Here is a 15,249-nt window from a genome sequence, read left to right as displayed (position 1 = left end):
GGGGCTGGAAGCTCATGGCGTACGACGTCGAGAAGCCGGACGAGCAGTGGCGCGCGGAGCTGAGCCCGGGCGAGTACGCGGTCCTGCGGAAGGCGGCCACCGAGCCCGCCTTCACCGGTGAGTACACCGACACCAAGACCCGGGGCGTCTACTCCTGCCGTGCCTGCGGCGCGGACCTGTTCACCTCGGAGACCAAGTTCGAGTCCCACTGCGGCTGGCCGTCCTTCTTCGACCCCAAGGACACCGACGCGGTGGAGCTGATCGAGGACCGCTCGCACGGCATGGTGCGGACCGAGGTGCGGTGCGCCCGGTGCGGCTCGCACCTCGGGCACGTCTTCGCGGGCGAGGGGTACCCCACGCCCACGGACCAGCGGTACTGCATCAACTCCATCGCGCTGCGGCTGGCCCCCGAGCAGGGCTGAGGCCGGCTTCAGCGGATCCGGCACTCCTGCCGGGTGAGGCGCTTCGTGTCCCCCGCGGTGCGATTGCACAGCACCCGGGTCTCGGACGTGCCGTCGTGGGCGCGGCTGACCTTCTTGAGGACGATGCTGTGCCCGGTGCGGTCGCCGTAGAGCGGGGCGCCGGTGAAGTCGATGGTGCCGGTGGCCATGCCCTCGATCTTGACGCTGCGCAGGTTCACCCAGGTCGAGGCGCGGCTCTGCGGCCGGTCGCCACGGGTGGCCGCCCAGAACAGGGCGCGGGTCGCGTCATGGGCGAGGGCGGTCTGGCCGCTGGCCAGGGCCGGGCTGTCGTAGCGCAGGCGGTGGCCCCGCACCCCCGGCAGGTGCTGGGCGGCGTCCTGGTAGAAGGCCGTCATGGTGGCGGCCGTCTCCAGCTCCGCGAGGGCCGCGTGGTACAGCGTGACCTCCGGCGCGACGGAGTGGCCGCCGCCGGCGAAGTCGGCCTTGGACAGGTCGTCGCCGGTGAGGATGGCCAGGGGCTTTCCGGCGCAGCCCGGCTCGGTGCCCAGCTGGGTCATCAGGGGGTCGATGTCCTCCACCCGGCCCGCGAAGTAGACCACGGACGGGACCCGGCCGCCCCGGCAGATCTCCTGGGCGTGCGAGCGGAGTTCCGGCTTGCCGCCGCTGAGGGTGTAGCGGCGCTGCGGCAGCGGCGTGAAGCCCTGGCGCCGCAGCATCTCCTGACCGTAACGCGCCTGCTCGTCGGTGTAGAGGTCGTCGGTTCTCGCCGTGTCACGGGCCAGGACGAGGGCGTACTGCCGCCGGTCGGGTCTGCGCAGCTGGGCGGCGATCAGGCCGAGTTGCCGGGTCTGCCACTCGTCCGTGGCGGCCAGGCTGAACCAGTTGGCGAACTCGCGGGGCAGATAGGTGGCTGAGTTCGTGCCGGAGACGACCGGCAGGCCTGCTTCCATCAGAGTGCGGGTCGTGGCCCGGCTGGACTTCAGGTCGCGGCCGGTGCCGACGACCCCCACCACGGTCGGGTCGTGGGCGGCGTAGGCGGCGATCGCCTTCGCCATCTCCTCCTGGTGGCCCAGGTCCACGCCGCCGTTGGCGATCAGGACGCGCAGCTTCACACTGGAGTTCTCGTTGATAACGGCCTGCGCGAGATACACGCCGGCCAGTTCCTCGGCGCCCTTCACCAGGGAGGAGCCGGCCGAGGTGTCGGCGCTGAGCGGCCCGGCGTAGACGACGGTGACGTACTTGCCGGCGTGCCGCGCGAGGACGTCCGCGTTCTGCCGCGTGATACGGCCCTCCAGGTCGGCCACCGTCCAGGGCGTTTCATCGCCGGCCGTGAGCGCCTTGACGTCGTCGCCCGGCTCGGGCGCGGGCAGCCAGTCGGCGAAGCGGACCTCGTCCGTCGCCACGCCGATGCACTCCGTACGGCCGTCGGGTCCCTGCTCACGCCGGGAGTCGCGGTTGGCGGTGAGCACGGACGCCGAGCAGTACCGGTCCTGCAGGGCGTCGGCCCGCATGACGGTGCCCGCGGACAGCAGGGCGATCACCAGGACCAGGGTGTGCAGGGCCCACACCAGCCGGGCGAGCGTCGGCCGTGCGGAGGCCCGCAGATGCGGACGGCCCTCCTCGACCGGACCCAGCTGGTCGTGCGGCAGCGGGATCTTCATCACCCACGGCAGGACGGACCGTTCCCGGCTGGGTGACTGCTCGGCACGCAGGTTGCGGCCCCACTCCCGGTACCAGGTGCGCAGCCGGACGCCGAACGTGGGCGGCGCCGTCTCCGGGACGGGTGCCGTCTGGACGACGCTGCGCTCCAGGCGCTGCACGTCGTGCGTGCGCACCGCGGCGACCACGAGCAGCGGGTCGAGCTCGCTGCGCCGGCTGCGGACGTCGCTGACGGCCCGGATCAGCTCGATGCCGCCGTTGCGGTCGTCCGCGTGCGGCAGGAACAGCATCGGGGGGCGCGGCCGTTTGAAGCCGCGCAGGTCCCAGCTCCAGCGGCGGTGGTTGTCCCGCAGGTCCTCGCGCAGCGCCAGCACGCACAGCTGGAGGTGGAAGTCGCCGCCCGCCGTGAGCGCCTCGGCCACGTCGTAGGCCCGGGCCGCGATCGCCTTCCAGGAGCGCACCGGCCGCAGCAGCGACACCTCGGTGGACTCCTCCTGGTCCGCCGCCCTCAGGAACGTCGTCGTCATGAACCAGCGGCTCTCCCGACGCAGCCACAGGAAGATCGGGGCCCGCCCCGGCAGGACGTAGTTGAGGACGGTCAGCAGCAGCAGGAAGACGAGACCGGAGCCCACCGCCATGTACCACTCGCTGCGGGCGAGGAGCGCGGCGAGCACGGTCACGAGGCTCGCCGGGAGGATGTGCGCCATGTCGAACAGCGGCAGGCCCGAACGCCAGCGGGCGGTGTTCTTCGGCCGCCAGCGCTGCTGCGCCAGCTCGTTGAGCAGCCGCTGCCGCTGGTCCTGCCCGGCCTCGGGGGTGCCCGGGGCGGGCGTCGGCCAGCTGTCGCCGAGGGCCGCGACCGCGTCGTCGATCGCGTGCACCAGCCGCAGTCGCGGGAACGCGTAGCGCCGGTAGACCGCCTTCGGGCCGCCCCACCTGCGCGGGTCGCTCAGCGCCCGCACCAGGGCGGCGGCCCGGCGCACCTCCGTGCTGCCCTCGTAGGCGTCCTGGACCACCGCGCAGCGCGTGCCGTGCGCCTCCTGGCCCGCGTACAGCTGCCGGACCATCCCGGCCACCGCGTCGTCGTCCCGGTTCTCCTGCGCGTGCACGACGAACACCGGCATCGGCGGTTCGGTGCTCCTGCGGAAGTCCTGGATGAGAATTTCGAGCTGGTTCTGGAGGTGGCGCCCGGCGTCGCTCTCCGGCATTCCGTCATGGCCGCCAGGGCAGTCCGGCGGCGTGCGATCGGCGTTCACCATGGGCAACCCCCGTTTACCTTCGGTGACTTACGAGGTTAACCGGTGCCGTTGGGGTGTGAGTGGGTGATGCACGAACTCTTGTCTCATCCGGATCATTGACGCCGCCCGCCCGGAACCCCACACTGGCCTGACTACGTAGTCACAAAGGGCCTCCCCGGCACTGCGCCAAGTGTGACTACGCAGTCCACCGCCGCAGTCCGACGCCCCGGGAGCCCTCATGACGACGACCGGAGCCGCCGGCGGGCGGCGCCGCCGCGGGCCGGGCATGACCGAGGTCGCCCGGGCCGCCGGGGTGTCGCAGAAGACGGTCTCGCGGGTCGTCAACGGCGAACCGCACGTCAGCCCGGAAGTGCGCGACCGCGTACTGAGGGCCGTCCGCGACCTGGACTACCGTCCCAACACCGCGGCACGGGCCCTGCTCCTCGGCCGCTACCGGCGCATCGGCGTGGTCTCGCTGGGCAGTTCCCTCTACGGTCCCTCGACGCTCCTCATCGCCCTGGAGCGGGCGATGCAGCGGGCCGGTTACTCCGTGGCCCTCGCCAGCACCCTGGAGGGGCAGCGGGTCTCGGTCGCCGTGGACGCGCTGCTGGAGCAGGGCGTGGACGGGATCGTGCTGTCCGAGCCGATCGACGACGGCCCCCCGCTGCGGCTGACCGCGGACGTGCCCGTCGTCAGCCTCGGGGAGGGTGTCGAACTGGAGCCGGGTGCCGGGGCGCTGGTCGGCGCCGACGGGGTCGCGGCGGCCCGGCTGGCCACCGAGCACCTGCTGTCCCTCGGCCACGGCACCGTCTGGCACATACCCGGCCCGCAGGACTGGTGGGCCGCCCGCGACCGGCTGCGCGGCTGGCGCGAGGCACTCGCCGCCGCCGGTGCGCCCGAGCCGCCGCTGCCGTCACCGGGCGACTGGAGCCCGGCCTCCGGGTACGCCGCCGGTCGGCAGCTCGCCCGGCTCTCGGACGTCACCGCCGTGTTCGCCGCCAACGACGACATGGCCATCGGCGCGCTGCGCGCCTTCGCCGAAGCAGGCTGCGCCGTCCCCGGCGACGTGAGCGTCGTCGGCTACGACGACATCCCCGCCGCCGCCTACCTCGCCCCGCCGCTGACCACCGTCCGGCAGAACTTCGCCGCCGTCGCCGACCACGCCGTCGACGTACTGATCGCCCTGATCGAGGGCCGCCCCGCACCGGCCGGACCGGCCGAGCGGGCGGTCGAGCTGACCGTACGGGCCTCGACCGGGCCGGTACGCCAACCGCACTCCGCCCGACCGTAGCCGCCCCACGTGGGGAGTCACGTGTCGTACCTCCCGCCAGCACCGGCCCCTCCCACCCGCCGCGCCCTGCTGCGAGGGCAGCTCCTCGAAGGCCTCTCCACGGGCGCGGTCAAGGGCTGACGTCCCATCAACCCACCTCTAGGAGGAGCATGTTCGAGCTGCCCCGGCGCGTTCTGTTCGGTGCCGCCTACTACCACGAGTACCAGCCGTACGACCGCCTCAAAGTCGATCTCGACCTGATGGCCGAGGCCCGCTTCACCGTCATCCGGGTCGGGGAGTCCGTCTGGTCCACCTGGGAACCCGAGAACGGGCGTTTCGACCTCGACTGGCTCCAGCCGGTCCTGGACGGCGCCCACGAGCGGGGCATCTCCGTGATCCTCGGGACGCCGACGTACGCGGTGCCGCCCTGGCTGGCCCGGCAGTACCCGGAGATCGCGGGGGAGTCCCGCACGGGCGAGCGCATCGGCTGGGGCGCCCGGCAGGAGGTGGACTTCACCCACCCCGCGTTCCGCTTCCACGCCGAGCGGATCATCCGCAAGGTCGCCGGACGGTACGCCGGTCACCCTGCCGTCATCGGCTGGCAGGTCGACAACGAACCCGGCCTGCACCTCTTCCACAACCACGGCGTCTTCCAGCGCTTCACCGACGAACTGCGCGAACACTACGGCGACGTGGAGACCCTCAACCGCGAGTGGGGCCTGGTCTACTGGTCGCACCGGCTGTCCACCTGGGCCGACCTGTGGACCCCGGACGGTAACGCCCAGCCGCAGTACGACCTCGCGTGGCGGCGCTTCCAGGCCCGGCTCACCACCGAGTTCATCGCCTGGCAGGCCGGCATCGTGCGCGAGTACGCCCGCCCCGGCCAGTTCGTCACGACGTGCATCTCCTACGACCGCCAGGGCGTCGAGGACGACCGGCTCACCGAGCACCTCGACGTCACCGCGGGCAACCCGTACTACACGATGCAGGACGCCCTCACCCTGCCGGACACGGGCGCCGGCGGGCAGGACTGGACGACCAACGGCACCTGGGCGCTGTACCGCAGCGCCGACCGCATGTACTCCTCCCGCCAGGAGCCGTTCCTGGTCACGGAGACCGACGCGCAGGCCATCGGCGGACCCTGGGACAACCGCCCCGCCTACGACGGCCAGTGGCGCCAGGCAGCCTGGGCGCTGATCTCCCGGGGCGCCTCGATGATCGAGTACTGGCACTGGCACACCCTGCACTTCGGTGCCGAGACCTACTGGGGCGGCATCCTCCCGCACAACGGCCGCCCCGGCCGCGTCTACCGCGAACTGGCGGCCCTGGGAGCGGAGCTGGAGCGGGCCGGGGACCTGGTATCGGCCCTCACCCCGGACGCCGACGTGGCCTTCCTCTACGACGGGCCGAGCAAGTGGGCGCTCCAGGGGCAGCCGCCGCTGGCCGGTGCCCACGGGGGCCCGGACGGGCGCTCGTACGAGAGGATCTTCGACGCGTTCTACCGGGGGGCCTTCGACGCGGGGCTCCAGGCACGCGTCCTGCACGCCGGGCAGCTCCCGGACGCGGACCTGCCGAACCTCCTGGTCGTCCCGGCGTACTACGCCGCCGACGACACCGTCCTCGACCGGCTCCGGGCCCACGCCGAGGCCGGCGGGCATCTCGTCCTCGGCCCGCGCACCGGCTACGGCGACACCGAGGCCCGGGCGCGCACGGATCTCCAGCCCGGCCGGCTGGCCGAGGCGGCCGGGGTGACGTACGACGAGTTCAGCAACCTGCGCGACCCGCTGCCCGTCACCGGCACGGACGCGCTCCCCCTTCCGCCCGGCGCGCACGCCCTGCACTGGGCGGACGGCCTGTCGCCGCGCGGCGCCGAGACCCTCGCGTCCTACGAGCATCCGCACTTCGGCCGCTGGCCCGCCGCCACGACCCACCGCCACGGCGCCGGGCGCATCACCTACGTCGGCACCGTCCCCGACCCGGTCTTCGCCCGGGCCCTGTTCGACCGGTACGCCCCGGACGGCGCCTGGCGTCCGGCCCACCCGAGCGTCACGGCCACCTCGGCGACCGCCCGGGACGGCCGCCGGGTGCGCTTCCTGCACAACTGGTCGTGGCAGGAGGTGTCCGTACCGGTGCCGCAGGCCCTGCGGGATGTGCTGTCGGACGCCCTGTACGCCGACGCGGTGCCGCTCGGACCGTGGGACGTCAAGGTGCTGCGGCAGGAGTAGCACGGCCAACCATCCTCCGGCTCCCGGGAGTTCGGGCCGCCGGTTCGCTGGGCATCGTGTCAGGGGCGTGGGCCGCGCCGTCCCGGAGGGGGAGCGGGCGGGCCGTGCCGTCCGGGCGAAGGGATGAGAAAACATGACGTCACCGCTGCCCTCGGGAGAGACGCTGCCGCAACCGGTCCTGAACCCGCCGGCGTCGGTCGCGGTGTTCCTGGTCGCCACGATCGCACCCGGCGGGGAGGGCGCCGTACGGGAGGTGCTGGGCTCCCTCGCCGGCCTGGTGCGCTCCGTCGGCTTCCCCTGTCCCGACGGCGGGCTGGGCTGCGTCGCCGGGGTCGGGTCCCGGGCGTGGGGCCGGCTGTTCGACGGTCCGCGGCCCGCCGAGCTGCACCCGTTCCGCGAACTGGCCGGGCCCCGGCACCTCGCGCCGTCCACCCCCGGCGACCTGTTCCTCCACATCAGGGCCGCCCGCACCGACCTGTGCTTCGCGCTGGCCGCCGAACTGGTGCGGCGGCTGCGCGGCGCGGTCACCGTGCGGGACGAGACGCAGGCCTTCTCCTACTTCGACTCGCGCAACCTGCTCGGCTTCGTCGACGGCACCGAGAACCCGGTCGGGCAGGCGGCGGCGGACGCGGCGCTGGTCGGGGAGGAGGATCCCGCCTTCCGGGGCGGCAGTTACGCGCTGGTGCAGAAGTACCTGCACGACGTGGACGCGTGGGACGCCCTCGCCGTCGAGGCGCAGGAGAAGGTGATAGGCCGCACCAAGCTCACCAACCTCGAACTGGACGCGCCCGGTTCGCACAAGGACGTCAACACCGTCCTCGGCCCGGACGGTGCGGAGCAGAGGATACTGCGGTCGGCGATGCCGTTCGGCAGGCCCGGGCACGGGGAGTTCGGCACGTACTTCGTGGCCTACGCGCGAACGCCCGGCATTCCAGAGACGATGCTGCGCAAGATGTTCCTGGGCGGGCCGGGCGCGGGTCCCGACCCGCTGCTGGACTATTCGCGCGCCGTCACCGGCAGCTTGTTCTTCATCCCGCCAGCGGGCTTCCTGGAAGCCCTGCCCGGCGGTTGACCCTCCGCCACCGGGAACCCCGCGCTCCGCAGCACCCGCCGCCCGGCGTCCACCGCGAACACCTCGCAGTGCTCCCGGGCCGCCGCCCACGCGACGCCCTCCACGCCGAGTGCGAACGCCGCCGTCGCGACGGTGTCCGCCTCCGTCAGGGTCGGGGCCACGACGGTCACTCCCAGCAGCCCCGTCGCGGGGCGGCCGGTGCGGCCGTCGAGGATGTGGTCGCCGCGTTCGTAGCGGGCCGAGGTCGCGACGGCCCGGTCCGTGAGGTCCAGGATCGCGCAGAGCCGGTCGGCCCGCTCGGGATGGCGTACGCCGACGCGCCAGGGCCCGCCGGAGGCGATCACGTCGCCGCCCGCGTTGAGGCAGAACCGCCGCGCCCCGGCCGCCCTCAGCAGCTCCGCTCCCTTCTGCACCGACCAGCCCTTCACCACGGCGCAGGGGTCGAGGCCGCGGCCGGGCAGGCGCGCGTCGAAGGCGCCCCCGGTCGCGATCCGGTACTCCTCGCACAGGTCCAGGACCTCCCGGAGCTCCGGGCTCGGCTCGCGCACCTCGCCCCGGTCCAGCCGGGACACCTCGCTGTCCGGGCGGAACGGGCTGAACCGCGCGTCGACCTCGCGCAGCCAGGCGAACAGGGCGTCCACCGGTGCCCCGGGGAAGTCCTCGTCGTCGATCCGCACCGACACCGGGAACCCCATGACGTGCTCGACGCGCCGCACCCCGTCAGCCCTTCGCGTCGAGGGCGGCCTGGAGGGACTCCTTGTAGCCGTCGCTGGTGACCGTCGCGCCGGACACCGTGTCGATGTCGGCGCTCTGCGCCTGGAGCGTCTCCTCGATCAGCTTCGGTACGGCGGCCGTGGTCTGCGGATGGTCGGGCTGCTGGAGCATGCGCACCGAGGCGATCTCGTCGCCGTCGAAGGTGACCTCGACCCGCACCGGTCCCTTCTCGGTCTCGACGAGGGACCCCGACACGACGGTGACCGGGGTGCCGCCCGACGACGAGGACGAGGGAGTCGACGCGGGCGCCGCCGCCTGCGCCGGGGCCGGTGACGATCCCGTGTCGTGCGAGGGCGCGTAGCGCCAGACGGGGATCAGACCGGCGACGCTCAGGACGAGGACGGGTATGGCTCGCTTCACGAATCTCTCCTCGTCATCCGGCCAGGCTGAAGCGTTCGAAGTGGATCTGCGGCTTCGGCACGCCCAGCTCGCGCAGGCTGCCGAGCACCGCGTTCATCATGGGCGGCGGACCGCACAGGTAGACATCCCGCCCCGCGATGTCGGGCACCAGCCGGGCGAGCTCCCGGGGCGCCAGCCGGTCGGGCACGGACGGCCCCGTGACCAGGTGCAGTTCGGCGCCCCGGGCGAGCGCGAGCTCGCGCAGCTCGTCGTAGAGCACGGCGTCCTGGTCCGTGGCCACCCGGTAGATCACGACCGCGTGGCCGTGCAGCTCCTCCAGCAGGGCCCGGATCGGCGTGACACCGACGCCGCCGGCGATGAGCACGGCGTCGGGGCGGGTGCGGTGCAGGGTGGTGAAGGCGCCGTAGGGGCCCTCGGCGAAGACGCGCGTGCCGACCTTCAGGTGACGCAGGGCGGCGCTGCCGTCACCGGCCCGCTTGGCGGTCAGGCGCAGGGTGCGGCCGTCCGGGGCGGCCGACAGGGAGAACGGGTTCGCCTGCCACCAGCGGTCCTTCGTCAGGAACCGCCACAGGAAGAACTGCCCGGCCCGGGCGGGCAGCCGGTCCAGGTCGCGGCCCGTGATGTAGACCGAGACGACGTGGTCGTTCTCCGGGACGACGGCCGTCACCCGGAGCCGGTGGCGCAGGTTGCGCCACAGCGGCAGCACCAGCCGGCCGGTGAACACCGAGGCCAGGGCCACGCCCCACACGGCGTACCAGTACGCCGTCGCCACCGGCGACGAGGCGAACGTCGTCCCCGCCGCGACCTGGTGCGTGAACGCCAGGACCACCGCCACATAGGTGTACAGGTGGATGAAATGCCAGGTCTCGTACGCCAGCCGGCGCCGGGCGGAGCGGGCGGACACCGCCCCGACCACGAGGATGACCGCCAGGGCGACGATCGCCCGCAGCACGCCCTCGACCGTCTCGGCGAGGTCCACCAGCTGGTTCACCGGGTCCAGGGACGAGGCCCGCGCGTAGCCGAAGACGATGAACACCGCGTGCGCCAGCAGCAACCACAGCACGGAGAAGCCCGTCCAGCGGTGCCAGGACGTCAGCCGGTCCATGCCGATCCGCCGGTCGAACCAGGGCAGCCGCGCCACCAGCAGCAGCTGGAACGCCATCAGCAGCGCCGCGTACAGCCCGGTCAGCCGGCCCAGCACGATCAGCGCGTTCGAGGCGAAACCGGCCTGCGCGAAGAACACGGCCACCACGACCGCGTTCGCCAGCAGCACCGCGTACAGGCCGGTGCGGCCCACCACTCTGGGGCGCACACCGGGGCGGGTCGCCGCCACGGGAGGTTGTCGGAGGGTCGTCACGGTCGGCAGCTCCTTGATCGGCTCCTGGGATACCGAGCTTGGCGCGCAGGAGCTGTCGGGAAGCTGTCGCTCGACTTTCAAGTGTTTATCGATCCCGCGGCGGGAGGGCACGCGGCTATGGCGGCGCCCGGCCCGTGCAGCACTATGAGCTCGTGGAAAAAGTACGACTTCTCGTCGTCGACGACGACCCGCCCATCGCCGATCTCGTCGCGACCGTCGCCCGCTACGAGGGCTGGGACGCGGTCACGGCGTACACCGGCGAGGACGCGCTGGTGCGGGCCGCCGAGTTCCACCCGGACATCGTGGTGCTCGACCTGATGCTGCCCGGCGTGGACGGCTTCGGCGTCCTGGACCGGCTGCGCGCCTCCGGCACGATGGTGCCGGTGGTGTTCCTCACCGCCCGCGACGGCGTCGCCGACCGCGTCGCGGGCCTGACCCGGGGCGGCGACGACTACCTGGTCAAGCCGTTCGCCGTGGAGGAGCTGATGGCCCGGCTGCGGACCGTGCTGCGGCGCAGCGCCGGGCCCGCCTTCCAGCGGTCCGTGCTCCAGGTCGGCGACCTGACCATGGACGAGGACACCCGGGAGGTCCGGCGCGGCGAGCGGCTGCTGTCGCTCACCCCGACCGAGTACGAGGTGCTGCGCTACCTCATGCGCAAGTCACCCACCGTGCTGACCAAGGCGCAGATCCTCGACCACGTGTGGGAGTACGGCTTCGGCGGCCGCTCCAACGTCGTCGAGCTGGTCGTCAGCCGGCTGCGCCGCAAGCTCGACGAGACCGACGAGGGCGGCTCGCCGCTCATCCACACCGTGCGCGGCTTCGGGTACGTGCTGCGGCAGGCCGCCGAGTGATCGCCCGGCTGCGGCGGGCCTACCGCGGAATGCGCCTCGGCACCCGGATGGCCCTCGGCCTCGGCGCCCTGTCCCTGGTCGTGTTCGCCGTCGTCGGCACGGCCCTGACCACCTACATGCGGGACTACCTGTCGGCCCAGCTCGACACCCAGCTCGCGCAGGCCCAGATCGCCCAGTCCAAGAGCATCGCGGACTACGGCACCCTCTCGGGCAAGAAGTACTACAGCTGGTTCTACGCCGTGTACGACGTGTCGGACGGCAAGACCGAGCTCCGCAGGCCCGAGGACCCGGCCGATCTGCCCAAGGACGTCGACGACTTCACCTCCCTGGCCCGGGCGCAGACCGCCGCGCACACCGAACTCCTGCGCACCGAGCACCTCAGGGGCGCGGGCTCCTACCGGCTGCGCGCCTGCCAGGTCGAACCCGGGGTGGTCCTGGTCAGCGCCGCGCCCCTGGAGGACATCGAGGACACCGTCGGGCAGCTGATCACGATCCAGGTCGTCACCTTCGCCCTCGCGCTCCTCGCGCTGGTCGTCTTCGGCCGCCGGATGCTGCGCCGCGGCCTGAAGCCGCTCAGCGACATGGCGTCCACCGCGCACGGCATCGCCTCGCACGACCTGACCGAGTCGGCGGCCCGGCTGCCGCTGCGCGCCGACGGCCGCGACGGCGGGCCCGAGGTGGACGAACTGCGCACCGCCTTCAACACCATGCTGGAGCACATCGACGACTCCCTCGCCGTCCGTGCCGAGGCCGAGCAGCGGCTGCGCCGCTTCGTCGCCGACGCCTCGCACGAGCTGCGCACCCCGCTGATGTCCGTGCGCGGCTACGCCGACCTCTTCCAGTACGCCGCCGCCAACGCCCCCGAGGAACGCGACCGGCACCTGGCCCGGCTGCGCGCCGAGGCCGCCCGCATGGGCATCCTCCTGGACGACCTGCTGCTGCTCGCCCGGCTGGACGCGGCGGAGGTGGAGGAGCCGCTGCGCATGGAGGACGCCGACCTGGTGGAACTGGTGAGCCAGGCCGCTGACGCCTTCCGCGCGGGCCGCCCCGGCCATCCGCTGACCGTCCTCACGGGTCCGGGTCCGGTGCGGCTGCCGATGGACCCGCTGCGCATCCGTCAGGTCGTCGACAACCTCCTGACCAACGCCGCGGTGCACACGCCCGCCGGGACGAAGGTGTCGGTGGAGGTCGCCCTCGTACCCGGCGCCGCCGAGGTGCGGGTCGCCGACACCGGGCCGGGCATCCCGCCCGACGACCGGGCGCGCGTCTTCGACCGCTTCTACCGCGTCGACAAGGCCCGCAGCCGCGACCGCGGCGGCAGCGGCCTGGGCCTCGCGGTCGCCCAGTCCCTGGTCCGCGCCCACGGCGGCAGCGTCGAGCTGAACAGCGCACCGGGAGCGACGGTGTTCACGGTGCGCCTGCCCGCGCCGGGCGTACACCCCGCCGACCGGTGAGAGGCGCCCTCTAGACTCGTCCGGAAACAGCCCGTACGACCATGGCCAACGCTTCCGCCAACCGAAGGGCTCCGGCGCCTTGATACGGATCGAATCAGTCACCAAGCGCTATCCGGACGGCACGGTGGCTGTCGACCGGCTCTCCCTGGAGATACCCGACCGCTCGATCACCGTCCTCGTCGGACCCTCGGGCTGCGGCAAGACCACCACCCTGCGGATGATCAACCGGATGGTCGAACCGAGTGAGGGCACCATCCTCCTCGACGGCGAGGACATCCAGCGCCGGCCCGTCACCACCCTGCGCCGCTCCATGGGTTACGTCATCCAGAACGCCGGCCTCTTCCAGCACCGCACGATCCTCGACAACATCGCCACCGTGCCGCGCCTGCTCGGCTGGGGCAAGCAGAAGGCCCGGGCCCGGGCGGCCGAGCTGATGGAACGCGTGGGCCTGGACGCCGCGCTCGCCAAGCGGTACCCGTACCAGCTCTCCGGCGGCCAGCAGCAGCGCGTCGGCGTGGCCCGGGCGCTCGCCGCCGACCCGCCCGTGCTGCTCATGGACGAGCCGTTCTCCGCGGTCGACCCGGTCGTGCGCAAGGGGCTCCAGGACGAACTGCTCCGCATCCAGGAGGAGTTGGGCAAGACCATCGTCTTCGTCACCCACGACATCGACGAGGCGATCAAACTCGGCACGATGGTCGCCGTGATGCGCGAGGGCGGTCACCTCGCCCAGTACGCACCCCCGGCCGAGCTGCTGTCCGACCCGGCCGACGCCTTCGTCGAGGACTTCCTCGGGGCCGACCGCGGCATCCGGCGGCTGTCGTTCTTCCCCTCCGCCGAACTCCCGCTGTCCACCGGCCCGGTGGTCCCGGCCGACGCCACCGCCGAGCAGCTCGCCGCCCCCGACGGGCCCTGGCTGCTGGTCACCGACGCCGACGGCCGTCCCCTCGGCTGGGGCGAGCGGAGCGACCTGACGGCCGGTGACATCAGGACCGACCGGCTCGTCCCGCACGGACGGCCCTTCGTCCCCGGCACCGACTCCCTGCGGGCCGCCCTCGACAGCGCGGTGCTCTCCCCGGCCGGCCACGCCGTCGCCGTGGACGGCACCGGCCGGGTGACCGGCGTGGTCTCGCAGGCGGCCATCGGCGAGGCGATCCGCAGCGCCCATGCCGGCGGCCACGCCGACGAGGCCAAGGTCGCGTCGTGAACGGCTTCTTCGACATCCCGAGCGACCTCCAGCACAGCTACCAGGGCCTGATCGGCCTGCACCTGCGGGAGGCCCTGCTGCCCGTGCTGGCCGGCCTGCTGCTCGCCCTGCCGCTCGCCCAGCTCTGCGTCCGCTTCCGCTGGCTCTACCCGCCCGTGCTCGGCGCCACCACCATCCTCTACGCCGTCCCGTCGCTGGCCTTCTTCGTGGTCCTCATCGACTACACCGGCCAGACCGAGCTGACTGTGATGATCCCGCTGGCCGTGTACAGCCTCGTGGTGCTCGTCCCGGCCATCGTCGACGGCGTGCGATCCGTGCCGCAGGAGACCCTCGCCGCGGCCACCGCCATGGGCTTCGGGCCCGTACGCCGCTACCTCCAGGTGCAGTTGCCGATCGCCGTGCCCGCCATCATCGCCGGGCTCAGGGTCGCCACCGTCTCCAGCATCTCCCTGGTCAGCGTCGGCACCCTCATCGGCAACCAGGGCGCCCTCGGCAACCTGCTCGCCGACGCGCAGAAGTACGACCGGCCCGAGCTGGCCGTGAACTCCGTGATCACGACGGCCGTCCTGGCCATCCTGTGCGACGCCCTGCTGGTGCTGCTCCGCGTCGTGCTGACCCCGTGGATGCCGAACGGCACCCGCAGGCGCCCGAAGACCGGCGTGCGGCAGCGACGCCCCGCCCCCCAGGACGTGACCCGGTGAACGTACTGAACTTCGTCAACGCCTTCTTCAGCGACAGCGCCCACTGGCACGGCTACGACGGCATCCCGCAGCGCCTGCTCGAACACGTCCACTACTCCGCCCTGGCGCTGGCCCTCGCCGCCGCGATCGGCCTGCCCGTCGGCCTCATCACCGGGCACACCGGGCGGGGCGGCAACGCCCTCGCGTTCATCGCCACCGCCGCCCGCGCGCTGCCCAGTTTCGGTCTGCTCGTGCTGATCGTCATCGTGATGGGCTTCGGCCTGCTGCCCGTGATGATCCCGCTGGTCATCCTCGCCGTGCCGCCGATCCTGGTGACCACCTACGAGGCCGTCCGCACGGTCGACCCGTCCCCGGTGGACGCCGCCCGCGGCATGGGCATGCACGAGTCGCGGATCCTCTTCCAGGTCGAACTTCCGGTCGCGCTGCCGCTGATCCTGAGCGGTCTGCGCTCGGCGGCCATCCAGATCGTCTCGACGGCCACCATCGCCGCCTACGTCAGCCTGGGCGGCCTCGGCCGGTACATCGTCGACGGGCTCTACCAGCGCAACTACGAGAAGGTGGTGGGCGGCGCCACCCTCGTGGCCGTCCTGGCCCTCGTCACGCTGGCGGTGTTCTGGGCGGTGGGCCGCCTGGCCGTGTCACCGGGGGTGCGCCGGCGCTGA

Annotated in this window: 13 protein-coding genes; 9 read left to right on the top strand and 4 right to left on the bottom strand. The window is 72.9% G+C overall.

Annotation, left to right across the window (positions count from 1 at the left end):
- Positions 1 to 14 precede the first annotated feature (14 nt).
- Entirely contained in the window at positions 15 to 422 is a 408-nt protein-coding gene (gene msrB, locus HNR57_RS04615; protein WP_184556212.1) for a peptide-methionine (R)-S-oxide reductase MsrB, read from the top strand.
- A gap of 8 nt (positions 423 to 430) precedes the next feature.
- On the opposite strand, the gene HNR57_RS04610 is transcribed toward msrB, so the two are convergent.
- Complete coding sequence (locus tag HNR57_RS04610) at positions 431 to 3,289, bottom strand: ABC transporter substrate-binding protein (protein WP_246554178.1); 2,859 nt, start codon at positions 3,287 to 3,289, stop codon at positions 431 to 433.
- Positions 3,290 to 3,557: 268 nt separating this feature from the next.
- Here HNR57_RS04610 and HNR57_RS04605 point away from each other — a divergent pair, with 268 nt between their 5' ends.
- The 3 genes from HNR57_RS04605 to HNR57_RS04595 all read left to right on the top strand — a co-directional run bounded on the left by HNR57_RS04605 (position 3,558) and on the right by HNR57_RS04595 (position 7,886).
- Positions 3,558 to 4,610, top strand: a complete 1,053-nt coding sequence (locus tag HNR57_RS04605; RefSeq protein ID WP_184556208.1) for a LacI family DNA-binding transcriptional regulator — start codon at positions 3,558 to 3,560, stop codon at positions 4,608 to 4,610.
- A gap of 149 nt (positions 4,611 to 4,759) precedes the next feature.
- Positions 4,760 to 6,814, top strand: a complete 2,055-nt coding sequence (locus tag HNR57_RS04600; RefSeq protein ID WP_184556205.1) for a beta-galactosidase — start codon at positions 4,760 to 4,762, stop codon at positions 6,812 to 6,814.
- Positions 6,815 to 6,947: 133 nt separating this feature from the next.
- Complete coding sequence (locus HNR57_RS04595; protein ID WP_184556202.1) at positions 6,948 to 7,886, top strand: Dyp-type peroxidase; 939 nt, start codon at positions 6,948 to 6,950, stop codon at positions 7,884 to 7,886.
- Here HNR57_RS04595 and HNR57_RS04590 read toward each other — a convergent pair.
- Genes HNR57_RS04590 through HNR57_RS04580 form a run of 3 tightly spaced genes read right to left on the bottom strand, consistent with a single transcriptional unit; the run spans position 7,811 to position 10,320 of the window.
- On the bottom strand, positions 7,811 to 8,602 hold the full coding sequence (locus HNR57_RS04590) for an FAD:protein FMN transferase (RefSeq protein ID WP_184556199.1): 792 nt from the start codon (positions 8,600 to 8,602) through the stop codon (positions 7,811 to 7,813). The genes HNR57_RS04595 and HNR57_RS04590 overlap by 76 nt on opposite strands.
- 4 nt (positions 8,603 to 8,606) lie before the next feature.
- Positions 8,607 to 9,020, bottom strand: coding sequence for an FMN-binding protein (locus tag HNR57_RS04585; protein ID WP_184556196.1), 414 nt, complete (start codon positions 9,018 to 9,020; stop codon positions 8,607 to 8,609).
- A gap of 13 nt (positions 9,021 to 9,033) precedes the next feature.
- Positions 9,034 to 10,320: a ferredoxin reductase family protein gene (locus HNR57_RS04580; protein ID WP_376772168.1), complete on the bottom strand. Its 1,287-nt coding sequence runs from the start codon at positions 10,318 to 10,320 to the stop codon at positions 9,034 to 9,036.
- Between the two features lie 209 nt (positions 10,321 to 10,529).
- Here HNR57_RS04580 and HNR57_RS04575 point away from each other — a divergent pair, with 209 nt between their 5' ends.
- From HNR57_RS04575 to HNR57_RS04555, 5 genes are all read left to right on the top strand, one after another.
- A complete protein-coding gene (locus HNR57_RS04575; RefSeq protein ID WP_062931671.1) occupies positions 10,530 to 11,228 on the top strand; it encodes a response regulator transcription factor in 699 nt (232 codons plus the stop codon).
- Positions 11,225 to 12,682, top strand: a complete 1,458-nt coding sequence (locus HNR57_RS04570; RefSeq protein WP_184556188.1) for a sensor histidine kinase — start codon at positions 11,225 to 11,227, stop codon at positions 12,680 to 12,682. The genes HNR57_RS04575 and HNR57_RS04570 overlap by 4 nt, the downstream gene beginning before the upstream one ends.
- A 79-nt stretch (positions 12,683 to 12,761) precedes the next feature.
- Positions 12,762 to 13,886 (top strand): ABC transporter ATP-binding protein, encoded by a 1,125-nt coding sequence (locus tag HNR57_RS04565; protein WP_184556185.1) that lies wholly within the window; start codon positions 12,762 to 12,764, stop codon positions 13,884 to 13,886.
- A complete protein-coding gene (locus HNR57_RS04560; RefSeq protein WP_184556182.1) occupies positions 13,883 to 14,587 on the top strand; it encodes an ABC transporter permease in 705 nt (234 codons plus the stop codon). Before HNR57_RS04565 ends, HNR57_RS04560 begins: the two co-directional genes overlap by 4 nt.
- Complete coding sequence (locus HNR57_RS04555) at positions 14,584 to 15,249, top strand: ABC transporter permease (RefSeq protein ID WP_184556179.1); 666 nt, start codon at positions 14,584 to 14,586, stop codon at positions 15,247 to 15,249. The genes HNR57_RS04560 and HNR57_RS04555 overlap by 4 nt, the downstream gene beginning before the upstream one ends.

Origin of the sequence: Streptomyces paradoxus, assembly GCF_014202475.1 — a bacterium.
Taxonomy (GTDB): domain Bacteria; phylum Actinomycetota; class Actinomycetes; order Streptomycetales; family Streptomycetaceae; genus Streptomyces; species Streptomyces paradoxus.
This window is presented reverse-complemented; position numbering and strand designations above follow the sequence as displayed.